Raw genomic sequence first — 24,402 nt, 5'->3', positions numbered from 1 at the left:
GCCCTAAGCCAAATCGGCCTAGGGCGGTAAAAATATCAAAGACCCGATACCCTGTTAATCACAAGGCAGCTCCGCTTAAGTGAACTACGTTGCGGTTGCACCGACCCTTTGGTATTGAAGCTTAGCCGAAGTAACTGTCGTCGAAGGCCATGATGGATTCACTGGCCGCGGCGATTTGACGCCGATAGCCACCGGCGCTGCTGACATAGTAGTCCATAAAGAAACCCGCCGAGGCCAGTTTGCCGGCATAGAAACCGTCGGCATCATCTGCCAGTCCATCGAGCGCCAGCTCGGCCATCCGCGCCCAGATCCACGCCAGCGCAGCAGTGCCAAACAGCTGCATATAAGGCATGGAGGCCGCGCCCAGGTTATCGGGATTTTTCATCGCCAACTCCATCAGGCACTGGGTAGCGCGCTGCAGATCCGTTGCCGCCTGGCCCAAACCTTCGAGCACTTTGGCAAACCGGGGTTCTTGAGCGGCCTTGGGTTTGGCGCCTTCGATAAAGGCCTCCACCTCTGCGGCCCAGAGTTTCAGCGCCGCGCCCTTGTCACCCATCAGCTTGCGCCCCACCAGATCCAGGGCCTGAACGCCATTGGTACCTTCATAAATCATCGCGATACGGGCATCACGGACAAACTGCTCCATCCCCCACTCATGGATATAGCCATGGCCGCCAAACACCTGTTGGGCATCGACACAGGCGCTGAAGCCTCTATCTGTGATAAAGCCCTTGACCACAGGGGTAAACAGCGCCGCCAACGCTTTGGCTCTGGCCTTTTGCTCGGCATCCTGATGGCGCTCGGCTTCATCGAGCCACAGCGCCTGCTGACCGATAAGGGCGCGGGCGCCCTCATTGAAGACTTTTTGCGACAGCAGCATCCGCCGCACATCGCCGTGTACCAGAATAGGATCGGCATTTTGCTCCGGTGCCTTGGTGCCGGACAGTGCCCTTCCCTGAACCCGCTCTCTGGCGTAGGCCAGCGCGTTCTGGTAAGCGATTTCAGAGACACCCAGCCCCTGAACCCCAACCCCCATGCGCGCCTGATTCATCATGGTGAACATGGCTCTGAGGCCTTGATGGGGTTCGCCCACCAGCTCGCCTTTGGCGCCGTCGAACAGCATCACACAAGTGGAATTGCCGTGAATGCCCATCTTATGCTCGAGGCCGCTGGCCTTAACATTGTTGGCCTCGCCCAGGCTGCCATCTTCCTTGACCCAATACTTGGGCACGGCGAACAAACTGATCCCCTTCACTCCGGCCGGGGCATCGGGCAACCTGGCCAAGACCAGGTGCACTATATTTTCGGCCAGATCGTGATCGCCACTGGAAATAAAGATTTTCTCACCACTGATAAGATAGCAGCCGTCAGTGCTGGGCTCGGCCTTGGTGCGCAGCAGCGCCAGATCGGTACCGGCATGGGATTCGGTCAGATTCATGGTGCCGGTCCACTCGCCGCTCACCAGTTTGGGCAGATATTTGGCCTTGAGTGCCTCGGAACCATGGGCAAAAATGGCACTGTAAGCACCGTGGGTCAGCCCGGGATACATGGCAAAAGCCATGTTGGAGGAGGTCTGCATTTCGGTGGCAAAGATACCCACCACTTCCGGCAGGCCCTGGCCGCCGAACTCGGGATCACAGGTCAGCGTTGGCCAGCCGTTGTCCACATACTGGCGGTAGGCATCGATAAAGCCCTCGGCGGTTTTCACCCCGTCTGCTTCCAGACGACAGCCCTGCAGATCGCCGACACTGTTGAGCGGCAGCATCACCCCAGTGCTGAAATCGGCCATGCCTTCGAGAATGGCATTGACCAACTCAGGGTCGATTTCATCGAACCCCTGCAGCTTTGGCTGCTGATAAATATCCAGTAACTGTTCAAGAATAAAGCGGTAATCCCGCATCGGCGGCTGATAACTTGCCATATGCTTATTTCCTTTTCCCTGTGATTGATGTCTCACCTTAGCCAATTCTGAGTAAAAACTCAGCACCTCTGACCAGTTTTATATCACTTTTTTTGAATACAAGAACAGCGCTCTGCGTAAATTCGCTTGAACAGCCCCTTATCTCGGGCTGTAAAACTTTGTAAGCTAGGGGCATTATCCTGTTCGCCCGCTAAAGGAATCCTGCATGGCCAGCGTCAACACCCGCAAACACCCCAATGGTCTGGACTATATCGAAATCGATACCCCACTCTGCTACGGCCGTATTTTTTTACAGGGTGCCCAGATAGACAGCTTTGTGCCCAAGGGCAAGGCGCCGCTGCTGTGGGTTTCTCCTGCCGATGACTATCTGCCGGGCAGTGGTATTCGCGGCGGTATTCCCGTCTGCTGGCCCTGGTTTGGCATGCATGCCAATGAGGGCTGGCCCCAGCATGGCTTTGCCCGTACCCGGCTGTGGCAACTTGAGCGAACTCATATCAGTAATGAACGGGTAGAGCTGAGCTTTGTCCTTAAACTCAGCGACGAGGACAAAGATTACTGGCCCCACGATACCGAGGTGCGGCTGGACTTTGTCCTCAGCGACAGCCTCAGGGTCAGCCTGATTAACCGCAACTTGGGTGAGCAGAGCGTGACGCTGACCCAGGCGCTGCACACTTATTTCCCCATCGGCGATATCCACCAGCTGCGCGCCACAGGCTTTGCCGGCAGCCAATATATCGAGTTTGGCGAAGGCCCATATGCACAAGTCGAGGACGAAGTACGCTTTGAGCGCGAAACTGACCGGGTTTACACCGGCTTGTCCGAGCTGCAAAAACTGCATACCCCCAACGGCACTATTCTTGTCAGCCGTGAGCAGAGCCACTCGGCAGTACTTTGGAATCCCTGGATAGACAAGTCCAAGCGGCTGGCCCGTTTCCAAGAGCAGGATTACCTGTCCATGGTCTGCCTGGAGGCCGCCAATGTGCTGGAAGATAAACTGGTGCTCGGCCCCAAACAGAGCCACACTCTGACCACAGAAATCCGCTGGCAGGAGTGAGCGGCCAAGGCCGGGAAACACCAATGAGGTATCGACTCCCAAGCAAGAAACGCCTGACGGTATGGGCTGTTGGCCTGTTGCTTCTGCTGGTGCTGCTTCCGGGTGCCCTGCTGGTGGGGCTGGCTTGGTCCCTGTATGAAAGGCCGCAGTGGCTGCTGCCGCATATTAATCAATATCTGGCTGCACAAGATATTCGTATCGACGAGTTGCGCCTGGCGCCTGAAGGCTGGGACAGACTGAGCTTCGATTATCTCAAGCTTGATTACCAGGGCAGCGAGCTTGAGTTTCATCAACTCAGGCTCCAGCTCAAATCGTCTGTCAGTGCAAAACGGATTTGGCAATTGCTGACAGGCGAAGCATCGACGCCGCCCCCTGGCTCCACCGACTGGTTGATGGCGCAACTTCAAAAAGTCAGCTATCAAGACGCCGGTTTTAGTTTGACCCCTGAACTACTCTTGCCCGGCGGTGATGATGGCGGTCAGAGTCTGGCGCTGGACTTGAACTCTGTGCCCGAAATAGCCCTGGGGCCGACCCGAATAAGCCTACAACCCGAGGCGGGCGTATCCGATACACCCAATACGTCGCTGGCCTTGGATAAGGCAGCTAATCCCCAAAGCTTTATTCTGCTGCTGCAAAAGTTGCAGTTAAGCCCTTCCGGGCAACTGGTTACTGAGCTGGCCACCCGGTTACAAGGAGGGCAACAAGAGACTCACTCAGGAACTCAAACAAGACAAGAGACGCCCCTGCTGGCATTAACCGCCGACTTGAAAGCCAAACTCGCCAACGGTGCCCCCGCCTGGCGACTGACCAGTCAACTGCATCTCAAAGCGCTGCAGCAGGCGCTGGCAAGTGTTGAGCAGGATCCGGCCGCAGCGCCCCTCATCAGCGCCTTTAAACTTGATGAAATAGTGAATGCCGAGCTGATGCCGAGCCTTGGCGGAGATCTCTTCTCACAACTGACTCTGGATTTGACCCAAGGCAACATAAACTCGCGCCATTGCTGGTTGGCGCCGACTATTGCCATGCCGGGACTCGAGCAAGTGGCGCTTGAGATAACGCCGCTGCCTCTGGAAGCTAAGGCACACAATTCATTGACCGATAGCCCTCTGTGCCCAAGTTCCAACGCTGCTGCCAGTTTCAGTGCCAAGGCCAGTGCCAACCCCAGTGCAAATGCCAAGGCTGAGGTTGAGGCTGAGGTTGAAGATAGTGACGGCGCAGGGTTGCGCTTTCGCTTCTCGGGCTCCACCAGCGAGCAGATTTTTGAGCTGGCGCCACTGAGACTCACGCTTTCAACCACTCCGGCTCAGCGCCAAGCGCTGCTTGCCTTGCTCGCAGCAACATCCGCACAAACATCAGCAACCAAGGCCGCGGAACTCGAGTCACAACTGGCGCAGCTGCAGCAAGTCTTGGCGCAAGAGCCAGCTGAAAAAAAACAAGTAAAACCCCTTATCGCCGCAATTGAGCTGGCGCTTGATCAGGGCCTCGACGCCGAACTCAAACCCGCCAAGGACAATGATACAAAAGGCAATGAGACATCCATGCGAGTGTCGCTGCCGAGTCTGACAGTGCGGCCGTTACTGCCCGCCCTGATGACAGAGAAGCAACAAGCGTCGTTCGGTACGCCAATTAATCGGCCAAGTGTTGCGGAATTGAGCCCGGCAGCGCTCAGTAGTGGCGAGCGGCCGAGTTTGCTGCTGACCCTTGAAAACCTGCAATTGCAACTGCCAAAGGCTGCAAGAGCGCAGCAAGACACTTCTGTTTCTTTGCCGCAAAGCGCCAAACCTCAAGGGTTAAATTCACCGGGCTCTGGTTTATCAAGCTCTGGTTTATCAAGCTCTGGCTCACCAAACTCTGGCTCACCAAACTCTGGCTCATCAGGCTCAAGCTCACAAAACTCAAAGCCCTTGTCGGCCGAGCAGCGACTCGAACTGGCGCTGCAACAGGCCATTCAAGGCCTGCAACTTAACCTTGAGCAGTTGCCACTGGAACAAGCAAGCACAGACTGGCGCCTTGAAGCCTCCCTGCCGAGCGGTTTTCGCTGGCAGTCGGCTGCTGCTGAATTGCAACTCAATGAGGGCGCCTCACTCAATAAGGGCGCATCAATGACGCTTAGCGGTAAGCTGGCACTGGAGTCGACAAGCGAAGGGCAACAACTGGACTTTAGCCTCGCGGCCAATCCCGGGTTCAGCACTGGCGCCATTCAAGCCGGTATAGAGGATAAAAGTATCCAACTCTCGGGCTTTAAGTTGTCACTGCTGGCCCCTCTCAGTGGCAGCTTCAACCAAGGCAAACTTAAGCTGTCTTTGCCCGCAATCAGCTGCCAGCTGGGTGAATTGCAGGCTAAAAGCGGGCCGCTGGCACTGTCGATTGCCCAAACCTCGCTCCTGAGCCCCGGGCTCAGTCGAACCCTGGATGCCAACCTAAATCAAAAACGGCACTTGCCACTCTTGAGCCAACTCTTGGATGAGCGTTTTGCCAGTCGTTTGAATCTGGCCTTCGATGGGCTCAACTTAAGCCAAACCCGGCATACCAAGCTCGGACCTCGTACCGAAACCCTGCTCAATCTGGGCTATGGCAGCTTCAGCCAAACCATTGACTGGCAGGATAACCGTCTTGTCAGTGAAGAAAACTGGCAACTGGATAATATCCCGCTTCACAGCCGCCACGACTTTATGCCCATCTGGCCCAAGCGGGCCAAAGATCCGCTTGGCTATCGCTTGAACAGTCGCTGGACCCTGGATACGGATCTCGCTGATATCAAGGCGCTGGCGGCCAAGAACCTGCCCTTGCCTCCTGAGTTGGTACTCAGGGGCGAGACCCATATGATTGCCGACCTCAAGCTCGAAGGGCTTGGGCGAGCGCTGCAATTGCAACTGGATTTCAACCCGCTGCTGTCGGATCTCTCCGGCAGTATCAGTCAGTTACCATTTGAAGGCGCCAACCTGTCGGCATTGTGCTGTTTGACCCTTGACAAGGAAGCCAAGGCGCCGGCAGAGGCCGAACTCAACTGTCAGCAGCTCAAGGCTTCGGTACAGGCCTTCAACCCCGGAGTGCTGTTGACCAACCTGGGTTTAGAAGGCCAGCTCAGCCTGACCCCTGAACTCGACAACAACCAAAGCACTCAAGCCAAGCTGTTGCCCGGGTTTCGGGATGCCGATATTCAGGTGCGCGGCCAAGGCGAGTTACTCAAGGGACAAATGCTGCTGCCCAGCTTCCGCTTGCGGCTCAACGCGCCATCCAATGCCTATTTGGTGTTGCAGGGCCTGAGCCTGGAAGAACTGTTGGCCATCCAGCCTCAGGAAGGCATCTACGCCGACGGTATTTTCGATGGTGTCTTGCCGGTATTTATTACCGGCGGCCAGGTGTCGGTCAAAGGTGGCCGCCTGGCGGCCCGTGCCCCAGGCGGACTTATCAAGATCGGCAATAATCCGGCTGTAGCTCAAATGCGCGCCGGCCAGCCCTATCTGGACTTTGCCTTTTCCACCCTCGAACACTTGCAATATTCTACCCTGGCCAGCACTTACGATATGGCACCGGATGGTGAGGCCTGGCTCAAGGTTGAAGTAAAAGGTAAGGCCGAGGGGATTGAACGCCCTATCCACTTGAACTACTCTCATGAGGAGAACATGCTGCAGCTCCTCAGGAGTCTGACCATAGGTGACAAGCTTCAAACCCAAATTGAAGCTTCCATGCAGTGAAGACACAAAAGGACATGAATGTGAAACAGACTAAATTTCTGCTGCCGCTGGCTGCAGCCTTGCTGCTGGCGTCGGCTTGTACCCCAACGGTCAAGATTGAGCCACCGGATAAGCCAATCGTTATCAACCTGAATGTGAAAATCGAACATGAAATTCGCATTAAGGTCGATAAAGAGTTGGATCAGCTGCTGACCAATGATGAACTCTTCTAAGGTGCCAGAATTCGCGAAAGGAAAACACAGATGAAAACCAAGTTGATGACCCTGACTGCCGCCCTGTTGATGAGTTTCTGCGTCTTTGCCATAGGTTTGCAGGACGCCAAGAGCCAAGGGTTGGTGGGTGAACAGCAAAACGGCTATTTGGGCGTGGTCAAATCCAGCGCCGAGGTGACGGCACTGGTTAAGGATATCAATGCCAAACGCCGGGCACACTATGAAAAAATCGCCCGTCAAAACGGGATTTCAGTGGATGATGTTGCCAAACTCGCCGGCGCCAAGGCGATTGCTGCCGCCGACAAAGGCCATATAGTGCAGGACGCTTCCGGCAAGTGGGTTCGTAAATAACAAACCCGATAGCATCAACCGGATGTTTAATGCCGTTCAATCAGTTTGAACGGCATTTTCTTTTACTGGATTGGCTTCCAGTTTCGTTCAATTGAACCTTGGTAAGTCTCTCTCAACGGACTGTAAGCTTCACATACGTCTGGCAGTGATGCACAGCAAGCAATCCACACAATACTGCCATCCTATACCGCCTTGTCATACAGGGTTGGGAATATCAATAAACTCATGCTCCAACTCAAACTCATGCGCCAAATGTTCCCCCAGTGCCTTGATGCCAAACCTCTCTGTAGCATGGTGGCCGGCAGAGAAGTAATGGATCCCCTGCTCCACGGCGCTGTGGAAGGTGCGCTCAGAGACTTCACCACTGATAAAAGCATCAACCCCCAGTGCCGCTGCGGTATCGATATAATCCTGGGCACCACCTGTACACCAGGCAAGCTTTTGTATGCTTCTGTCACCACCATCCAGATGCAGGGGAACTTGTCCCAAACACTGCTCAAGCAAGGCACTCAAGTCTTTGGCTGTCATGGGTGAGTCAAGCCCCCCTTGCCAAAGCAAACCTTGAGCAACGGTTTCTACCGCCTCAGGCTCAATGACCCCAAGCACCCGGCCCAATTCGGCGTTATTGCCAAGCATGGGATGGGCATCGAGCGGCAAGTGATAGCCGAACAGGTTAATATCGTTGAGCAGCAAGGTCTTAATCCTGCGCTGTTTCATTCCAGTCAGTACTTCGGGTTCATTTTTCCAGAAGAAACCATGGTGCACCAATAGGGCATCGGCACCGGCTTCAACGGCCCGGTCAATCAATGCCTGACAAGCGGTCACACCTGTGACTATCTTGCGAATTTCGGCCTTGCCTTCAACCTGAAGACCGTTGGGGGCATAATCGCGAAACTTGTCCAGTTGTAAAAACTCGTGCAGATATTGTCTGAGTTCCTCTCTTTGCATAGGGTTCCCTGTCGATTCTGTTGCAGATATATGTCGCTATTCTAGCACAGCAAGCCCAAGGATTGAGGTCACAAATCTTAAGCCAGATTGTCGGTTTCAGACCCCAAAGCGACCAAAAGCTGCGCCCTTGGACACAAGTTTGTTGCTTTTTGGTCGGCAAATTGGACATTGCCGACCTTTGACTTATAAAATTATCGCAAACCTTCAAGTAACTCTAAAAATAAACAGGTTATGATTATGGCAAAACTGACCAAAGAAGAAGTTATCAGCACACTGCAGCAAGCTCTCAGTGAACAACAGGGCAAAGCAGTGACCATTGAGCAAAATGGCAGCTGGTACAAAATCGATGGCGGTAAATCACTTCGTTTCGCTGAACTGGAACAGATGTTGGCGGATAACGCCAAACCGGCGAAGGCTGAAGCCAAACAGGAAAAAACCAAGGCGGCCAAGCCTGCTGCAAAGCCAGCTACCAAGGCAAAAACCAAGTCGGCAACGCCTGCCAAATCCGGCAGTCAAGGGGGCAAGACCCCCAAAGAGCTGTGGCGTGAAAAACTGACAGCCGGTAATCACAAGTTGCCTCGCGGTTTTTAATTGCCTCCATCCAAAACAAAGGCGCCTGACGGCGCCTTTGTTTTGTCTGTTATTGGCTCTAAGCCCACACAATCAATCACATAGCCAAGTCGACCCGGACGCTGCCCTGTAGATAAACCACCCGCACTTCATCGCCTACTTTAAAGGTCATACCGGGATCTTCATCCTGAATAATCATCACCTGGGTTTCATCTTCCTGGCGTATCATCAACTCCACCAGTTTAAGTTCACGATAATAACCATCACCACCATATTGATGACCAATGCCGGCACCGAGCAGAGCGCCCAGAACGGTTGCCACATCCTGACCACTGCCACCGCCGAACTGATGACCAATCACGCCACCGAGCAAGGCACCGCCAAAGGTTTTCCAGCCGCGATTTCTGTCTTCCATCAGCTGTTTTTCGGTGATTTTCCGTACCGACTCCACCTGGCCGTAGAGCACTTTTTCAACCGGTTGTGCCTGGTTTCTGTCATAGCCGGCATAGAGGGGCTGGGTTCCCGCTGCAAGGGATAATGAGAGCAGCAGCATTGCATTCAGTATCAGTTTCCACATAGCTGTTTTTCCGCTAACTTATAAGAAGGCCCTAAGCAGAATCATACGCAATTGTGAACCTACTGTCTTTCTTAAATCATGAGTTGGATCCTTTCCCGTCGCCTGAGCTGGCACTGACGGATCCCAATGGCCTGCTGGCCATCGGCGGCGACCTGCATCCCAAGCGGCTACTCAACGCCTACTACGAGGGAATTTTCCCTTGGTTTAATAGCCAAGATCCCATCCTCTGGTGGTCACCGGATCCCCGCGCGGTTTTTGTTCCGGGCAGCATCAATATCTCTCGCAGTCTACGCAAGTATCTGAAAAAGCAGGATTGGACTTTCAGCATCGACCGAGCCTTTGCCGATGTGATGGCTGGCTGCGCCATGCCGCGAAAAGATCAGCCCGGCACCTGGATAACCGGAGAGATACGTCTGGCCTACCAGGAACTGCACCACTTGGGTCATGCCCACTCCTTCGAGGTCTGGGACAATGGTCGCCTGATAGGTGGCCTGTATGGCCTTGCCATAGGTCAGGTGTTTTGTGGCGAGTCCATGTTCCACCGCAAAACCAATGCCTCCAAGGCGGCCTTTATCGCCCTGCATCAATACGCTCTCAAGCAGGGTTTCAGGCTTATCGATGCCCAAGTGATGAACCCACACCTTGAGAGCCTCGGAGCCAAGAGTTTAAAGCGCAAAGATTTTCTCATACTCTTGAGACAGTTCAGGGACGGCAATCTCGCCAAGGATTGCTGGCAAACCGACGAGGTCAAGCTTGAACTCTGATAACCATGCCATTGCCATAGGCCTCAGCCAACCCTTCGCCTGCAGTTATTTGAGCGGACAACAGGAGCAGTTATTGGTGATCCAGGAAGATGAGCTGGACTTGTCACTGTTTGAGCGCCTGTTGGCACTGGGGTTTCGCCGCAGTGGCAGCGCCATCTACAAGCCCCGTTGCCCCCATTGCAATGCTTGCCAACCCATCAGAGTTCCCCTGGATGAATTTCGCCTGTCCAAAAGACAAAAACGCACCCTGGCCAAAAACCGTGACCTGCACTTTCGGATTGTGACCGAGGAAACCCCGGCTCACTATCCTCTCTATGAGCGTTATATCTGTGCCCGCCACAGTGACGGCCCCATGTATCCTCCGAGCGAAGAACAGTACCGTCATTTTCTCGCCTGTGAGTGGCTCAGTCCGGTGTTTATCGAACTTTGGCATGGTCAGCGACTGGTTGCCGTGGCAGTAACCGATCTCCTGCCCCAGAGCCTATCAGCCATCTACAGCTACTTTGACCCGGACTACAGCAATAGATCCCTCGGGATCTTGCTGGTGCTGCTGCAATGCCGCCTGGGCAAATTAATGTCGAAATCGTTTCTCTATTTGGGATATCAAATAGATAACCACGACAAAATGGGTTATAAGCGACTCTACCGCCCCTACGAGATCCTCGGCGTTCAGGGCTGGCAGAAAAGCGACAATCACTGAGGCCTCCCCTTTACAGCCGCTGTAATTTGCGGCATGATACGGCGGTTTTTTACATTCGAGGCTAACGGGATAACTGATTAATGGCGAAAGAAGACAACATTGAGATGCAAGGGACTATCCTTGAAACCTTGCCAAATACAATGTTTCGGGTTGAACTGGAAAACGGTCACGTTGTGACTGCTCACATTTCCGGTAAAATGCGTAAGAACTACATCCGAATCCTGACCGGTGACAAGGTCACTGTGCAGCTGACTCCATACGACTTGAGCAAAGGGCGTATCGTCTTCCGCTCACGCTAAGATCCCAGTTATTTCTCAAAAGCCGGCTGTGCCGGTTTTTTTGCTGGTGAGCCCATGGGGGCGACCCACTGCGCAGCAGGCGCACCTGGCCTGCCGTTGTCTATCCAGGCATCAATGTGTCGGATAAGGGTCAGGATTCAGAATAAAAATGGCTGCCATTGGCAGCCATTTTTTTGTTGCAATTCAGCTTATCAAGAGATCTTCTCCGACGCTTCCGTGTTGATCTCCAGTTCGCCATCTTTAACATCCACATGAGCGATGCCACCGGACTCAAGTTTGCCAAACAGGATTTCATCGGCCAGCGGTCGTTTCAGCAGATCCTTGACCACTCTGGCCATAGGTCTGGCCCCCATGGTCTTGTCGTAACCCTTCTCGGCCAACAAGGTTCTGGCTTCATCACTGACTTCCAGCGTCACCCCTTTCTGATCCAACTGTGCCTGCAGCTCGACCAGGAACTTATCCACCACCTTGGCAATGATGGTCATATCCAGATGGTTGAACCAGATGATGGAGTCGAGTCGGTTGCGAAACTCAGGCGAGAACACCTTATTGATCTCCGACATCGCATCCTGGCTGTGATCCTGCTGTTTGAAGCCAATGGACTTACGCACAGTTTCCTGCACCCCGGCGTTGGTGGTCATCACCAGGGTCACGTTGCGGAAATCCGCCTTGCGGCCGTTGTTATCGGTCAAAGTACCGTGATCCATTACCTGCAGCAGCAGGTTATAGATATCCGGATGCGCCTTCTCGATTTCATCGAGCAGCACCACACAGTGAGGCGTCTTGATCACGGCATCTGTCAGCAAACCGCCCTGATCGTAACCAACATAACCAGGAGGCGCGCCAATCAAACGCGATACAGTATGGCTTTCCATATATTCGGACATATCGAAGCGGATAAGCTTGAGCCCGAGGCATGCTGCCAACTGGTTGGTCACCTCTGTCTTACCTACCCCGGTGGGGCCGGCAAACAGGAAGCTCCCCACAGGTTTGTTTTCATTGCCAAGACCGCTGCGAGCCAGCCGAATCGCCGCACTGAGGCTCTCTATCGCCTTGTCCTGGCCGAACACCACCATCTTCAGGTTGCGCTCCAGGTTCTTCAGTAAGTCCTTCTCAGAGGACGTCACTGTTTTTTCCGGGATCCTGGCAATCTTGGCGATAATGGTTTCAATCTCGCTCTGACCCACGGTTTTCTTGCGCTTGCTCTGTGGCATCATCGCCATCCGCGCTCCGGCTTCGTCTATCACATCTATGGCCTTGTCCGGCAAGTGCCTATCGTTGATATGCTTATCCGACAGGCTGGCGGCGCTGGCCAAGGCTGCGTGAGTGTAACGCACCCCGTGATGTTCTTCATAACGGCTCTTAAGCCCCTGAAGTATCTTGGTGGTTTCAGCCACTGAAGGTTCGTGGATGTCCACCTTCTGGAAGCGCCGCGCCAGTGCCCTGTCCTTCTCAAAAATACTTTGATATTCCTGAAAAGTAGTGGACCCCATACAGCGCAGATTACCGCTGGAGAGCAAGGGCTTGAGCAGGTTGGAGGCATCCATTACCCCACCGGATGCCGCCCCTGCACCGATAATGGTGTGAATTTCATCGATGAACAGAATCGCATTCTGATCCGCTGTCAGCTCTTTAAGCAGACTCTTGAAGCGTTTCTCGAAGTCGCCGCGATACTTGGTGCCGGCCAACAGCGCGCCGAGATCCAGAGAGTAGACGGTCGCTTCGCTTATCACCTCAGGCACAGACTCATTGACTATCCGATAAGCCAAACCTTCAGCGATGGCAGTCTTTCCAACGCCGGCCTCGCCCACCAACAGTGGGTTATTCTTGCGGCGACGGCAAAGAATTTGAATCGAGCGTTCGATTTCGTTGTCGCGGCCGATAAGCGGATCTATCTTGCCCTGCTTGGCCATCTCATTGAGATTACTGGCAAACTGAGCCAACATGCTGCGCTCTTCTGTGGCTTCGGATTGATCTTCCAAGCTTTCCTGCGAACCTGGAGCATCGGCCTCATCGTTCTTGGCAAAGCCGTGGGAAATATAATTCACCACATCCAGACGGGTAATATCGTAGCGGCGCAGCAGATAAACCGCCTGGGACTCTTGCTCGCTGAAAATGGCCACCAATACGTTGGCGCCGGTCACCTCATTGCGGCCTGACGACTGCACATGAAACACTGCCCGTTGCAGCACCCGCTGGAAACCCAGTGTCGGCTGAGTCTCACGCTCATCATCGGGATCGCTGATAATGGGTGTGGTCTGGGTAATAAAGTTGGCGACCTCCTCTTTGAGGCGGTCGATATTGGCGCCACAGGCGAGCAAGGCATCCCTTGCGGCGGGGTTATCGGTCAGCGCCAGCAGTAGGTGCTCAACCGTCATATATTCGTGACGGGCATCTCTGGCTTGTTGGAATGCCAGGTTCAAGGTCACTTCAAGATCTTTGTTCAGCATACGCACCCCCTAAAAAACTACAGAGACAGGCTGGTTAAGCTTCCTCTAACGAACACAGTAACGGATGTTGGTTTTGTCTTGCAAACTGATTCACCTGAACCACTTTGGTTTCGGCTATCCCAAATGGGTAAACACCACAAACCGCTTTTCCCTGATGATGTATGGTCAACATAATGTCCGTGGCTTCCTGTTCGTTCTTGCGAAAGAACAGCTGCAGTACCTCCACAACAAAGTCCATTGGGGTGTAGTCATCGTTGTTCAGAATCACTTTATACATTGGAGGTGGTTGCAGTTCCTGCTCAACCCCTTCCTCCACGCGCTCTATCTGTCCAGTCTTACCCATGATTCAATATTAGCCTCTCAACTTGGCTTCTACCAACACTATGCCCGGCCATGTTTCAAAGTACCGCTTGGCGGGCCCTGGGCGGTATTGCCCTTTGTCACACTATACTCTGGCGTGGCGGCGCTTGTCTAAGGCGTTTCTAACTCATGCTTATTTTTCAATCGGTTAAAATTGATTCAATATAATTAAAGCGAGTAAATATCCAGACACTTCCATTAAAGAAAAGATCCCAGTGGCAAACTAAGGTTCCAGCGAAACCATATGCGATGTTGTTTTTTTGTTAATTTCAACTTGACATCCAGCAACACTACTTACATTCTGTTATCTGAGCACCTGCTGAAGTGCTCAAAAGTTGTACTATCTTACTGGGAAGCAGACAATAGAAGGAAGTGGAAGTATGGCAAGCGGAACTGTTAAATGGTTCAACAACGCCAAAGGATTCGGGTTTATCTGCCCTGATGAAGGTGGTGAGGATGTTTTTGCGCACTATTCAACCATTGAAATGGAAGGCTACAGAACTCTAAAAGCAGGCCAACCTGTTGAATTTCAAGTTGAGAAGGGCCCGAAGGGTATGCATGCCTCGGCTATCTCTCCAGTTAAATAACCGGGTGAATAGAGATGAAAAAAGGCGGGGTCATCCCCGCCTTTTTAATGCCTGCTTGGCAACTGAATGAGGGAGCGTTCCCTCATTCAACTTTCAGTATCAAGCGCTCAGAAGGCGATTCAGGCTGGCACTTGGGCGCATAGCCTGCTCGGCTTTAACAGGATCCAGCTTATAGTAGCCACCCAGTTCAACGGCGGCCCCCTGAGCACCATTGAGTTCCGCCACTATCTGCTCTTCAGCGGCCACCAGGCCTTCGGCCAGAGGTGCAAAATAAGCTTTCAGCTCGGCATCCTTGTCCTGCTTGGCCAGCGCGCTGGCCCAGTACTGTGCCAGGAAGTAATGACTGCCGCGGTTATCCAGCTGCCCCACCTTACGGGATGGTGACTTGTTGTTATCCAGGAACTGCCCTATCGCCTGATCCAGGCAATCAGCCATCACCTGAGCCTTGGCATTGGCCGTCGTCTGGCTAAGGTGCTCGAGTGAGGCTCCCAATGCCAGGAACTCGCCCAGGGAGTCCCAACGCAGGTGGTTTTCCTCTTCAAACTGCTGTACATGCTTAGGCGCACTGCCGCCGGCACCCGTTTCAAACAGACCGCCACCATTCATCAGCGGGACGATTGACAGCATCTTGGCACTGGTACCCAACTCAAGGATAGGGAACAAGTCGGTGAGGTAGTCACGCAGCACGTTACCTGTTACCGAAATTGTATCTTTACCGGCTTTAATACGTTCAAGGGAGAAACGGGCCGCCTTTTCAGGTGACATGATGTGCAGCTCAAGCCCATCGGTATCATGCTCAGGCAGGTAGGCATTCACCTTGGCGATCACTTGGGCATCGTGGGCACGATTTTCATCCAGCCAGAATACCGCCGGGGTGTTGCTCAGCCTTGCGCGGCGTACGGCCAGCTTGACCCAGTCACGGATAGGCGCGTCTTTAACCTGGCACATGCGCCAGATATCACCGGCTTCAACGGCGTGGGACATAAGCAGGTTGCCGTCCTTGTCCAATACTTTAACCGTACCGGCCGCAGGGATTTCAAAGGTCTTGTCATGGCTGCCGTACTCTTCAGCCTTCTGCGCCATCAGTCCCACGTTTGGCACACTACCCATGGTTGCAGGGTCGAAGGCGCCATGTTCCTTACAGAAACTGATGGTTTCCTGGTAAACACCGGCATAGCAACGATCCGGGATCAGCGCCTTGGTATCTTTCAACTGGCCATCCGGGCCCCACATCTGACCGCTGGAGCGGATAGCAGCAGGCATGGAAGCATCGATAATCACATCGCTTGGCACGTGAAGGTTGGTGATGCCCTTGTCTGAGTTCACCATCGCCAGCTCAGGGCGGCTCTGGTAGACGGCGGCGATATCGGCTTCAATGGCCGCTTTCTGCTCGGCCGGCAACTTGGCTATCTTGGCATAAACATCGCCCAGACCATTGTTGACGTCCACACCCAGCTCACGCAAGGTTTCACCGTGTTTGGCGAATACATCTTTGTAGAACACCTTCACCGCATGGCCGAACATAATAGGATCGGACACTTTCATCATAGTGGCTTTCAGGTGCAATGACAGCAGTACATCTTCCTGGCGAGCGGCTTCAATTTCGCGCTCGAAGAAGGCGGTCAGTTCACGCTTGCTCATAACGGCCGCATCTATGATTTCACCGGCCAGCAACTCAAGCCCCTGCTTGAGCACCAGTTGGCCGCCATCATTTTGTTCCAGCACTATGTTGACAGTATCGGCATCTTTCAGGGTGACGGACTGCTCGCTGCCGTAGAAATCCCCTTGTTGCATATGAGCCACATGAGATTTGGAGTCCTTGCTCCAGGCACCCATTGAATGCGGGTGCTTACGGGCATAGTTCTTGACCGAAGTCGGGGCGCGGCGATCTGAGTTCCCTTCACGCAGTACAGGGTTTACCGCGCTGCCTTTGATCTTGTCATAACGAGCCTTGATTTCCCGCTCTTCATCGGTTTTGGCTTCCGCCGGATAGTCGGGCAAATCATAGCCCTTGGCCTGCAGTTCTTTGATACAAGCCTGCAGCTGAGGAATGGAGGCACTGATATTAGGCAGTTTGATAATATTGGCTTCAGGCTGGGTCGCCAGCTCGCCAAGCTCAGCCAGATGATCACCGATACGCTGCGCTTCGGTCAGACGCTCGGGAAAAGCGGCAATCACACGGCCGGAGAGAGAAATATCGCGGGTTTCGACATTGATGCCGGCTGCCTGGGTAAAGGTTTTGATGATAGGCAGTAGAGATAAGGTCGCCAGAGCCGGCGCTTCATCTGTCTGCGTATAGATGATAGTGGGGGTTTTATCAGTCATTTTCAGTCCTACGCTTTTTATAAAAATGAGTTGTTATAAGTGTTGTTATTCTTTAATTTCCTTGCCTCTTTCCGCCCAGGATAGCGCCGTTGTACACAGTCGATATAGATCCGGTTGACGGGCGTAAAAATTGGTTGCAGATCACAATTTGGCGAACATCATAGAGCATTCCAGCCAAGATTCAAATGCCACTATAGGCGAGTGCCGGGTACACTCGGATAAAAGTCACCAACCCACCCTGCCGCCAAGCAGGACATAGGTGTTACACTCTGGCATATCTCTGGCAAATAGTCAGAGTACACAGCTCAAGCAGCCAGGATATCTCAATGAATTCGCCAACCTCCCAACCAAGACGTAAACCCAAACGCCAGCCCAGTCACTCAAAGGACCCTGGCGGTAAAGAATTTGGCCAAGAGAAGAGTCAGCGCTCCACCAAACCAAGCCCCAACAGCAAGAGTTCCAGTAGCAAGAGTCCCAGTAACAAGAGCCCCATTAACAAGAGACAGGGCCTGAATAAAAAGCGTCCCGGTCCTCAAAACCCCCGCCCAAAGGTAACACCACTCTCGGTTGCAGAAACCCAGGTGGTGCTGCTCAACAAACCCTTCGATGTGTTATGCCAGTTTACCGACGAAGGCGGACGGCGCACGCTCAAAGATCTGCTGCCCATCGCCGGTATCTATGCCGCCGGTCGCCTGGACAGAGACAGCGAGGGTCTGTTACTGCTCACCAATAACGGTCAACTGCAGGCCAAGCTGACCCAGCCCAACAAGCACACCTTCAAGACCTACTGGGTACAGGTGGAAGGCGATGTCGATGACACCGCGATTCAAGCCTTGAGTCAGGGAGTCGAGCTGAAAGATGGCCCCACCCTGCCTGCAAAAGTCCGGCGACTGCAACAACCCGAATCTTTGTGGCCACGTAATCCGCCCATTCGTGAGCGGCGCAATATCCCCACCACTTGGCTGGAGATCTGTATCCGCGAGGGGCGCAATCGTCAGGTGCGAAGGATGACAGCCCATGTCGGGTTTCCCACTTTGAGGTTGATACGTTATGCCATAGACAATCTCAGCCTGGATACCGAGCAAGGGCAATGCCTGCAGCCCGGTGAATATCGAACTCTTTCTGAGGCGGCCATCAAGGAGCTTCTCCATGACTGAACGTTATCGCCCCAATGTCACAGTGGCCTGCATTATTGAGGCAGAGAAGCGTTTTTTGCTGGTCGAAGAGTTGATTGACGGCCAACAGAAATTTAACCAACCGGCCGGTCACCTGGAAGCAAATGAAAGCCTTATCGACGCCTGTCGCCGCGAGGTGCTCGAAGAAACCGGCCTGACAGTCACCCCTGAAGCTCTGGTGCGAATAGATCAGTTCAGCGCTTCCAAGGAGCTGGCCTTTTTACGTTTTACCTTCTGTGCTCGCCTGACCCAGTGTCAGAATGCCAAGCCGTTGGACGTCGCCATCAAGGCCACCCATTGGTTGAGTATGGATGAAATCACAGCCTTGGGACCCAAGCTTCGCAGCCCCTTGGTCAGCGCCACACTGGAGAGCTATTTGCAGGGACAACGGCTGCCGTTATCTTTGCTCAATAGCGCGCTGTTGTGATTAGCTCTGGGCACCAAGGCGTGATAGAATACGCCCCCGCAGAAACTGAGTGCCTTATGGCTGTTTGTCCACCCCAGCGTCGCGCCAATAACGGCCTGCCACAACCGGGCACAAGCAGCAGTTCTCTTTTCGGGCGTTCATGAATGAATTCAACGGTTTTAGGATCTATGACAGCTAACACTCCCAATGCATCAGGAAAAAAAGTCATTGTCGGCATGTCCGGCGGTGTCGACTCATCTGTTTCAGCCTATCTGCTGCTCCAGCAGGGCTATCAGGTAGAAGGCCTGTTCATGAAGAACTGGGAAGAAGATGACACCGACGAATATTGCTCTGCCGCCGAAGATTTAAAAGATGCCCAGGCTGTCTGTGACAAGCTGGGCATCAAGTTGCACACGGTCAACTTCGCCGCCGAATACTGGGACAATGTGTTCGAGTATTTTCTGGCCGAGTACAAGGCGGGACGCACGCCTAACCCGGACATCATGTGCAACAAGGAGATCAAATTCAAAGCCTTCCTTGAGTTTGCCGATGACATTCTCGATGCCGACTATATCGCCATGGGCCACTATGTGCGCCGCCGTGATACCGATGGTAAAACCCAGCTGCTTCGCGGCATAGATGGCAACAAGGATCAGAGCTACTTCCTCTACACCTTGAGTCACCAACAGGTGGCTCGCAGCCTGTTCCCTGTAGGTGAACTGGAAAAACCCGAAGTTCGCCGCATTGCCGAAGAGCAAGGGCTGGTCACCTTCAACAAGAAAGACAGCACCGGCATCTGTTTTATCGGTGAACGCAAATTTACTGAATTCCTTGGCACTTATCTGCCCGCGCAACCGGGTAAAATCGAGAGTGTCGACGGTGAAGTGATAGGCGAGCATCAGGGGCTGATGTACCACACGCTGGGCCAGCGCAAGGGCCTTGGAATTGGCGGCATGAAAAACAGCAACGACAATCCTTGGTATGTGGTCGACAAAGATCTGAAACGTAATGTATTGATTGTCGCCCAAGGCGGCCAGCATCCGAGACTCATGTCGGTTGGCCTCACGGCCAGGCAGCTGCACTGGGTAGACAGACAAGGCCCTGCCGATGGCGCAAAAATCACGGTCAAGACCCGATATCGCCAGCAGGATATCCCCTGCACTGTTTATATCCAGGGTGACGATGAACTGAGAGTGATCTTCGACGAACCTGTGGCGGCAGTCACGCCAGGGCAGTCGGCAGTATTCTACGACGGTGAAGTCTGCCTGGGTGGCGGCATCATAGAAACCCTGATTAGGGAGTAATCATTGAGCGAGCAATTGCATGACCGCACTATGGCATTTGCCGGCATATTGCAGGCAATCGCCCAGGTGCAATACATAGCCCGCCACGGGGAAAGCGATCCGCAGCAGTTGGCTGCGGCACTCGATGGCATTATGGTGACAGATCCCGAGAATATCGATGAGATCTATCCCGACAAAGTCGTGCTGGCCAACGGCTACAAGTGGATTATCAACCAACTGGGTGACAGCGCCCAGAAAGATGTGGAAATCACCCGCTATCTGGTCGGCATTCTGGCGCTGGAGCGTAAACTGAGCCGCAACCAGGCGGCTCTGGGGATGCTGTCTGAGCGCATCAATCAGGTGCATCGCCAACTTAGCCACTTTGCCATAACCGACGAGCAGGTTATCGCCAACCTGGCCAGCATCTACAGCGATATCATCAGTAATTTGGGGCCCAAGATCCAGATTTCGGGCAATCCCAACATACTGCAGCGGCCACTGGTCCAACATAAAATACGCGCCTTGTTGCTGGCAGCAATGCGCAGTGCCGTACTCTGGCGTCAACTCGGCGGTAAACGCAGACACCTGGTGTTTGCCCGCAAGGCGATCGTCGATACAGCTAAGAAAAGCCTCACCCTATAATAAAGCCAAGTTCATCAAGGAGCTTATAATGGATCTTTCCGCACTGACTGCTATCTCACCGGTAGACGGGCGTTATGGTAGTAAAACCGCCGAACTTCGGGGGATATTCAGCGAGTACGGTCTTACCAAGTATCGTGTTCAGGTCGAAATCAACTGGCTGAAACTGCTTTCCAGCTGCCCTGAAATCGAAGAAGTCCCCCCCTTCAGTGAAGAAGCTCTGGCATTGCTGGACAATATTCGCGACAACTTCAGCGAAGCCGATGCCTTGAGAGTCAAAACCATCGAAGCCACCACCAACCATGACGTTAAGGCGGTGGAATACTTCATCAAGGAAAAAATCGCCGACAATGCCGAGCTGGCTGCCATAGGCGAGTTCGTGCACTTTGCCTGCACCAGTGAAGACATCAACAACCTGTCCCACGGCCTGATGCTGACCGAAGCCCGTGAACAGGTACTGCTGCCATACTGCCAGAAACTGGTCGATGCCGTTAAAGAGCTGGCCAGACGTTACAGGACTGTGCCTCTGATGTCCCGTACTCACGGCCAACCCGCCTCGCCTTCGACTCTGGGTAAAGAGATGGCCAACGTGGCCGTACGTCTCGAACGCCAACTCAAACAAATTGAAGCGGTTGAGATCATGGGTAAGATCAACGGCGCCGTGGGTAACTACAACGCCCACCTGTCCGCCTACCCAGAAGTGAACTGGCATGAGCTGTCACAGCGCTTTGTCACCAGCCTGGGGCTGAACTGGAACCCCTACACCACTCAGATTGAACCGCACGACTATATTGCCGAGCTGTTCGATGCCGTGGCCCGTTTCAATACAGTGCTGATTGATTTTGACCGTGATATCTGGGGTTATATCGCCCTGGGTCACTTCAAGCAGAAGACAGTGGCCGGTGAAATCGGCTCATCCACCATGCCGCACAAGGTTAACCCTATCGATTTTGAAAACTCGGAAGGTAACCTGGGCATAGCCAACGCCTTGATGCAGCACCTGGCCAGCAAACTGCCGGTTTCCCGCTGGCAACGCGATCTGACCGACTCCACAGTGCTGCGTAATCTGGGGGTGGGTATCGCCCACTCGCTGATCGCCTACCAGGCCACACTCAAGGGTGTCAGTAAGCTGGAAGTCAACGAGGCGCACCTGCGCGATGAACTGGATCACAACTGGGAAGTACTGGCCGAGCCGGTACAGACAGTCATGCGCCGCTATGGCATCGAAAAGCCTTACGAGAAGCTCAAGGAGCTGACCCGTGGCAAGCGTATCGATGGTCAGCAGCTGGCTGCCTTTATCGACGGTCTGGAACTGCCTGAGAACGTGAAACACGAACTCAAGCAACTGACGCCGGCCAACTACATAGGCCGCGCCGAAGCCTTTGTCGATGATTTGAACTGATAGCCTCTTGGCTGTCGCAGGCGGTACTGGTTTCCAGTACCGCCTTTTTTCTCCCCGGGGTTTATGCCGTTGCAAGCGGGATAACTGACTGGCCATTGAAACGGTTTAAGGATTGGATAACAGATGACGAACACTTACCAGCTGACTCTAGACAGAGATGCCTTTGTTAAAGAGGTGTGGCAGCAACAACCCAAGGTGATCAGACAAGCCTTCAAGGACTTTGTCGATCCTATCGCCGCCGATGAGCTGGCGGGCCTCGCCTGTGAAGAGGAGATCTCCTCACGGGTGGTAATCACCAAGGGGCAGGACTGGGAAGTGATCTCAGGCCCATTTGAAGACTATGACAAGTTCGGTGAAGAAAACTGGCAACTGCTGGTGCAGGCCGTCAACCACTGGTATCCGGACTCTCAGGGTCTGGTGGAAGCCTTCCGTTTCCTGCCGGACTGGCGCTTCGATGACCTGATGGTGTCCTTTGCCACGCCGGGTGGTGGTGTCGGCCCCCATATCGACAACTATGATGTCTTTATCATTCAAGGCGAGGGGCGCAGACGCTGGACAGTGGGTGCCAAGGGCCAATACGCCAAGCGCGGCAATAACCCCAATACCCCTTTGATTGAGGACTTTGAGCCCATCATAGATACAGTGCTGGAGCCCGGCGACATGCTGTATATTCCGCCCGGTTTTCCTCACAGGGGCGAGACTCTGACCCTGGCACTGTCCTACTCAATAGGCTTCCGGGCACCGAGTCAGCAAGAGCTTATCAGCGAAATGGCCGACTTTATGCTTGATCAGGATCTCGGCCACAAACGTTTCACTTCGAGTGAAGAAGCCGGGCAACCTGCGCTGATCGCCAAGAGCCAGCAACAGGGGATGATGGTGCTGCTGAAAGAGCTGACTGAGAACCCTGACTATTATCAGGGCGTGCTGGGCAAATTGTTGAGTCAGAATCGCTTTGATCTGGATATTTGCCAGGGTGAGCCTATGAGTACCGAGGAGCTCAGAGAAGCTGCGGCCGAAGGCGCTGTATTCAAGCGCATAGGTGGGCTTAAAATTCTCATGCTGGAAAACGATCCCAACTGCCGGCTGTTTATCAATGGGGAAGCCTTTGAATTGCCGCAAGGCAGTGAAGAGCAGGCGCAATTTATTGCCAATCGCACCAGCATAAATGCTGCAAACCTTGAGTCATTGCTGGATGATGAGGCAATAGCAGCGCTGCTGTGTGACCTGCTAGAAAAAGGTTACTTCTACCTCAGTGAAGAGTGAGATTGAGTCAGTCTTTCTGTACTAAATAAAATATCAGCCCTGCTCTCGGCTCATAAGAGTAGCATTCTCAACCCATAAACCTGCAGAATGCTACTCCCTCACTCTTGATGGGATTGATATTGACTCTATCCCTGGCAATCTCTATCAGTCAGTTATTTTCAGCCCCACTCTTGCTATAAAAACCTGTTGCTGAGCGCAAAAAACTCTGGTTTTCAAGGATCATCAGAGTGTCAAACCAGTGAAACAAATCCCCTTTACCCTACAAATACTTATACAAAGCTACAGCCCAGGCTAAGTGACTGAAAGAGGAAACTATGTCAGAGCAACAAGTGACAGGAACCGTTAAATGGTTCAACGATGAAAAAGGCTTTGGTTTTCTAATACCAATTACGTTAATTAACTGACCATTCTTACCCACTGCCTAGAGCATAATTGAATCACCCTCAGCGGCTCTCCAATAAACTTGTTCCATGCGATGGAGCATTGCTCAACAATATCGTCGTAGCCACTAAAGCAGCGATTTGCCAACACATGTTGACGAAGCCATTGCCAGACTTGCTCTACTGGATTGAGTTCAGGTGAATATGGGGGAAGTTTGAGAATACTGAGGTTATCAAAATCATCGGCCAAATCTTGTTGATGCCAGCCCGCGCCGTCCATGATGACCAGAGCATGGCGTCCTGATCCCGTTGCGGCCGAAATCAACTTTAAGTGCTCATGCATATAATCGCTGTTGGCAAAGGGGGCGATTATAGCTTGCGTGGCGCCTGTTGCCGGACAGACTGCACCAAATAAATACGCTGATTCAAACTGTTGCTGCTTTACCACTCGTGGCCTAGTCCCTTTCTCAGCCCAAATACGGGTAGTGGTGTTTTGTTGACCAAATCTGGCTTCATCTTGAAACCAAACATCGATGCGATCGAGTGCGACGTGTCCCGGGGTGTTAAGGATCATTGCCATTGGGAAGTTTTTTAAAAGCCTCTTGCACGGCTTCAGATTGTTTCGGGTGACGTGATCTCGTAGTGATCCAGGAAAAGCCTAATTGATGTAGTAAACGGTAGATATTCGTTTGCTTGAAAGTCACGCCAAATTCAGACTGAATAAAGTGGCCGACGTCCTTGGCCATTAATCTGCCGCCTTGCTCAGATAGACTTTTGAGTAGTACGAATTCTTTCAGGGTTGCTAGCTGAAGAGAGGACAATTTAGCGGGACGTCCCGGATTTGGTTTGTCATCCAGGCCGGATAGTCCCAAGGAGAGATAAGTGGCGACCCACTTATTCACACTGGTTCTGCTGACCTTCAACATACTGGCGATAGAGGTACGGGAATGACCTTCGATAAAGTGAAGCAGGGCGAGATAGCGAATGCGTTTACGTGCGCTTTTCTCGGATTTTGCTAATGAAGCGATGTCGGGATGA

23 protein-coding genes are annotated in these 24,402 nt (G+C 53.2%); 16 read left to right on the top strand and 7 right to left on the bottom strand.

The genetic code is table 11. The features are described from left to right. Positions 1–121: 121 nt before the first annotated feature. On the bottom strand, positions 122–1,921 hold the full coding sequence (locus ACMHXE_RS18760; protein WP_413733062.1) for an acyl-CoA dehydrogenase C-terminal domain-containing protein: 1,800 nt from the start codon (positions 1,919–1,921) through the stop codon (positions 122–124). Between the two features lie 205 nt (positions 1,922–2,126). Between ACMHXE_RS18760 and ACMHXE_RS18755 the strand changes: the two genes are divergently transcribed. Genes ACMHXE_RS18755 through ACMHXE_RS18740 form a run of 4 tightly spaced genes read left to right on the top strand, consistent with a single transcriptional unit; the run spans position 2,127 to position 7,236 of the window. Beyond that, on the top strand, positions 2,127–2,975 hold the full coding sequence (locus tag ACMHXE_RS18755) for a D-hexose-6-phosphate mutarotase (protein WP_101055845.1): 849 nt from the start codon (positions 2,127–2,129) through the stop codon (positions 2,973–2,975). Positions 2,976–2,998: 23 nt separating this feature from the next. Further along, complete coding sequence (locus tag ACMHXE_RS18750; protein WP_413733060.1) at positions 2,999–6,673, top strand: YdbH domain-containing protein; 3,675 nt, start codon at positions 2,999–3,001, stop codon at positions 6,671–6,673. Between the two features lie 38 nt (positions 6,674–6,711). Continuing rightward, positions 6,712–6,885, top strand: a complete 174-nt coding sequence (locus tag ACMHXE_RS18745) for a YnbE family lipoprotein (protein WP_224866993.1) — start codon at positions 6,712–6,714, stop codon at positions 6,883–6,885. 30 nt (positions 6,886–6,915) lie between these two features. After that, entirely contained in the window at positions 6,916–7,236 is a 321-nt protein-coding gene (locus ACMHXE_RS18740; RefSeq protein ID WP_025890142.1) for a YdbL family protein, read from the top strand. Between the two features lie 195 nt (positions 7,237–7,431). Here ACMHXE_RS18740 and ACMHXE_RS18735 read toward each other — a convergent pair whose 3' ends face one another. Beyond that, positions 7,432–8,184 carry a Nif3-like dinuclear metal center hexameric protein gene (locus ACMHXE_RS18735; protein WP_101055843.1) on the bottom strand — a complete coding sequence of 251 codons (753 nt, stop codon included), beginning with the start codon at positions 8,182–8,184 and terminating at the stop codon, positions 7,432–7,434. A gap of 237 nt (positions 8,185–8,421) precedes the next feature. Here ACMHXE_RS18735 and ACMHXE_RS18730 point away from each other — a divergent pair, with 237 nt between their 5' ends. Continuing rightward, complete coding sequence (locus ACMHXE_RS18730) at positions 8,422–8,775, top strand: hypothetical protein (RefSeq protein ID WP_412503059.1); 354 nt, start codon at positions 8,422–8,424, stop codon at positions 8,773–8,775. A 76-nt stretch (positions 8,776–8,851) separates the two neighbouring features. Here ACMHXE_RS18730 and ACMHXE_RS18725 read toward each other — a convergent pair whose 3' ends face one another. After that, positions 8,852–9,331, bottom strand: coding sequence for a glycine zipper 2TM domain-containing protein (locus ACMHXE_RS18725; protein ID WP_101055842.1), 480 nt, complete (start codon positions 9,329–9,331; stop codon positions 8,852–8,854). A gap of 53 nt (positions 9,332–9,384) precedes the next feature. Between ACMHXE_RS18725 and aat the strand changes: the two genes are divergently transcribed. From aat to infA, 3 genes are all read left to right on the top strand, one after another. Continuing rightward, the gene (gene aat / locus ACMHXE_RS18720; RefSeq protein WP_101055841.1) at positions 9,385–10,095 is read left to right on the top strand and encodes a leucyl/phenylalanyl-tRNA--protein transferase; all 711 of its coding nucleotides are present in this window, start codon (positions 9,385–9,387) and stop codon (positions 10,093–10,095) included. Continuing rightward, positions 10,085–10,795 carry an arginyltransferase gene (locus tag ACMHXE_RS18715; protein WP_234556625.1) on the top strand — a complete coding sequence of 237 codons (711 nt, stop codon included), beginning with the start codon at positions 10,085–10,087 and terminating at the stop codon, positions 10,793–10,795. The genes aat and ACMHXE_RS18715 overlap by 11 nt, the downstream gene beginning before the upstream one ends. Before the next feature lie 80 nt (positions 10,796–10,875). After that, positions 10,876–11,094, top strand: a complete 219-nt coding sequence (gene infA / locus ACMHXE_RS18710; protein ID WP_005500725.1) for a translation initiation factor IF-1 — start codon at positions 10,876–10,878, stop codon at positions 11,092–11,094. 191 nt (positions 11,095–11,285) lie between these two features. On the opposite strand, the gene clpA is transcribed toward infA, so the two are convergent. Then, on the bottom strand, positions 11,286–13,544 hold the full coding sequence (gene clpA / locus ACMHXE_RS18705; RefSeq protein WP_412501620.1) for an ATP-dependent Clp protease ATP-binding subunit ClpA: 2,259 nt from the start codon (positions 13,542–13,544) through the stop codon (positions 11,286–11,288). Positions 13,545–13,578: 34 nt separating this feature from the next. Beyond that, positions 13,579–13,887 (bottom strand): ATP-dependent Clp protease adapter ClpS, encoded by a 309-nt coding sequence (gene clpS / locus ACMHXE_RS18700; RefSeq protein WP_025011177.1) that lies wholly within the window; start codon positions 13,885–13,887, stop codon positions 13,579–13,581. A 397-nt stretch (positions 13,888–14,284) separates the two neighbouring features. Between clpS and cspD the strand changes: the two genes are divergently transcribed. Beyond that, positions 14,285–14,491, top strand: a complete 207-nt coding sequence (gene cspD / locus ACMHXE_RS18695) for a cold shock domain-containing protein CspD (RefSeq protein WP_025011178.1) — start codon at positions 14,285–14,287, stop codon at positions 14,489–14,491. A gap of 99 nt (positions 14,492–14,590) precedes the next feature. Here the strand turns inward: cspD and ACMHXE_RS18690 are convergent, their stop codons facing one another. Continuing rightward, a complete protein-coding gene (locus ACMHXE_RS18690) occupies positions 14,591–16,816 on the bottom strand; it encodes an NADP-dependent isocitrate dehydrogenase (protein WP_413733057.1) in 2,226 nt (741 codons plus the stop codon). A 326-nt stretch (positions 16,817–17,142) separates the two neighbouring features. Between ACMHXE_RS18690 and ACMHXE_RS18685 the strand changes: the two genes are divergently transcribed. From ACMHXE_RS18685 to ACMHXE_RS18655, 7 genes are all read left to right on the top strand, one after another. Next, positions 17,143–17,973 carry a pseudouridine synthase gene (locus ACMHXE_RS18685; protein ID WP_101055837.1) on the top strand — a complete coding sequence of 277 codons (831 nt, stop codon included), beginning with the start codon at positions 17,143–17,145 and terminating at the stop codon, positions 17,971–17,973. Continuing rightward, positions 17,966–18,418, top strand: coding sequence for an NUDIX hydrolase (locus ACMHXE_RS18680; RefSeq protein ID WP_101055836.1), 453 nt, complete (start codon positions 17,966–17,968; stop codon positions 18,416–18,418). Before ACMHXE_RS18685 ends, ACMHXE_RS18680 begins: the two co-directional genes overlap by 8 nt. Before the next feature lie 167 nt (positions 18,419–18,585). Then, a complete protein-coding gene (gene mnmA, locus ACMHXE_RS18675; protein WP_096141856.1) occupies positions 18,586–19,701 on the top strand; it encodes a tRNA 2-thiouridine(34) synthase MnmA in 1,116 nt (371 codons plus the stop codon). Between the two features lie 3 nt (positions 19,702–19,704). Further along, a complete protein-coding gene (gene hflD / locus ACMHXE_RS18670; protein ID WP_028781430.1) occupies positions 19,705–20,322 on the top strand; it encodes a high frequency lysogenization protein HflD in 618 nt (205 codons plus the stop codon). 28 nt (positions 20,323–20,350) lie between these two features. Beyond that, the gene (purB, locus tag ACMHXE_RS18665; protein WP_096141855.1) at positions 20,351–21,721 is read left to right on the top strand and encodes an adenylosuccinate lyase; all 1,371 of its coding nucleotides are present in this window, start codon (positions 20,351–20,353) and stop codon (positions 21,719–21,721) included. 123 nt (positions 21,722–21,844) lie between these two features. Next, on the top strand, positions 21,845–22,984 hold the full coding sequence (locus tag ACMHXE_RS18660) for a cupin domain-containing protein (protein ID WP_101055835.1): 1,140 nt from the start codon (positions 21,845–21,847) through the stop codon (positions 22,982–22,984). A 314-nt stretch (positions 22,985–23,298) separates the two neighbouring features. Continuing rightward, on the top strand, positions 23,299–23,388 hold the full coding sequence (locus tag ACMHXE_RS18655) for a cold-shock protein (RefSeq protein ID WP_413733053.1): 90 nt from the start codon (positions 23,299–23,301) through the stop codon (positions 23,386–23,388). Here the strand turns inward: ACMHXE_RS18655 and ACMHXE_RS18650 are convergent. After that, positions 23,381–24,402 (bottom strand): IS630 family transposase gene (locus tag ACMHXE_RS18650; RefSeq protein ID WP_248990082.1). Its coding sequence is split into 2 segments (ribosomal slippage), with 1,024 coding nucleotides annotated over them: positions 23,381–23,957 and positions 23,956–24,402; the frame shifts between segments, so codons are not numbered across the junction. This gene is flagged as partial in the annotation. The genes ACMHXE_RS18655 and ACMHXE_RS18650 overlap by 8 nt on opposite strands.

The sequence above is a fragment of the Shewanella sp. BJSY2023SW007 genome, from assembly GCF_047314525.1.
In the GTDB taxonomy this organism is placed as follows: Bacteria; Pseudomonadota; Gammaproteobacteria; order Enterobacterales; family Shewanellaceae; genus Shewanella; species Shewanella chilikensis.
Note: the sequence above shows the minus strand (reverse complement) of the source record. Positions and strands in the feature narration are given on the sequence as shown.

What these genes read in the sequence shown, in the direction of transcription:
- clpA (WP_412501620.1), bottom strand. Translation starts at nt 13,544, where the DNA reads ATGCTGAACAAAGATCTTGAAGTGACCTTGAACCTGGCATTCCAACAA.
- ACMHXE_RS18740 (WP_025890142.1), top strand. Translation starts at nt 6,916, where the DNA reads ATGAAAACCAAGTTGATGACCCTGACTGCCGCCCTGTTGATGAGTTTC.
- ACMHXE_RS18685 (WP_101055837.1), top strand. Translation starts at nt 17,143, where the DNA reads ATGAATTCGCCAACCTCCCAACCAAGACGTAAACCCAAACGCCAGCCC.
- cspD (WP_025011178.1), top strand. Translation starts at nt 14,285, where the DNA reads ATGGCAAGCGGAACTGTTAAATGGTTCAACAACGCCAAAGGATTCGGG.
- ACMHXE_RS18725 (WP_101055842.1), bottom strand. Translation starts at nt 9,331, where the DNA reads ATGTGGAAACTGATACTGAATGCAATGCTGCTGCTCTCATTATCCCTT.
- infA (WP_005500725.1), top strand. Translation starts at nt 10,876, where the DNA reads ATGGCGAAAGAAGACAACATTGAGATGCAAGGGACTATCCTTGAAACC.
- ACMHXE_RS18755 (WP_101055845.1), top strand. Translation starts at nt 2,127, where the DNA reads ATGGCCAGCGTCAACACCCGCAAACACCCCAATGGTCTGGACTATATC.
- purB (WP_096141855.1), top strand. Translation starts at nt 20,351, where the DNA reads ATGGATCTTTCCGCACTGACTGCTATCTCACCGGTAGACGGGCGTTAT.
- ACMHXE_RS18660 (WP_101055835.1), top strand. Translation starts at nt 21,845, where the DNA reads ATGACGAACACTTACCAGCTGACTCTAGACAGAGATGCCTTTGTTAAA.
- clpS (WP_025011177.1), bottom strand. Translation starts at nt 13,887, where the DNA reads ATGGGTAAGACTGGACAGATAGAGCGCGTGGAGGAAGGGGTTGAGCAG.
- ACMHXE_RS18690 (WP_413733057.1), bottom strand. Translation starts at nt 16,816, where the DNA reads ATGACTGATAAAACCCCCACTATCATCTATACGCAGACAGATGAAGCG.
- mnmA (WP_096141856.1), top strand. Translation starts at nt 18,586, where the DNA reads ATGACAGCTAACACTCCCAATGCATCAGGAAAAAAAGTCATTGTCGGC.
- ACMHXE_RS18655 (WP_413733053.1), top strand. Translation starts at nt 23,299, where the DNA reads ATGTCAGAGCAACAAGTGACAGGAACCGTTAAATGGTTCAACGATGAA.
- ACMHXE_RS18735 (WP_101055843.1), bottom strand. Translation starts at nt 8,184, where the DNA reads ATGCAAAGAGAGGAACTCAGACAATATCTGCACGAGTTTTTACAACTG.
- ACMHXE_RS18750 (WP_413733060.1), top strand. Translation starts at nt 2,999, where the DNA reads ATGAGGTATCGACTCCCAAGCAAGAAACGCCTGACGGTATGGGCTGTT.
- ACMHXE_RS18760 (WP_413733062.1), bottom strand. Translation starts at nt 1,921, where the DNA reads ATGGCAAGTTATCAGCCGCCGATGCGGGATTACCGCTTTATTCTTGAA.
- ACMHXE_RS18730 (WP_412503059.1), top strand. Translation starts at nt 8,422, where the DNA reads ATGGCAAAACTGACCAAAGAAGAAGTTATCAGCACACTGCAGCAAGCT.
- ACMHXE_RS18680 (WP_101055836.1), top strand. Translation starts at nt 17,966, where the DNA reads ATGACTGAACGTTATCGCCCCAATGTCACAGTGGCCTGCATTATTGAG.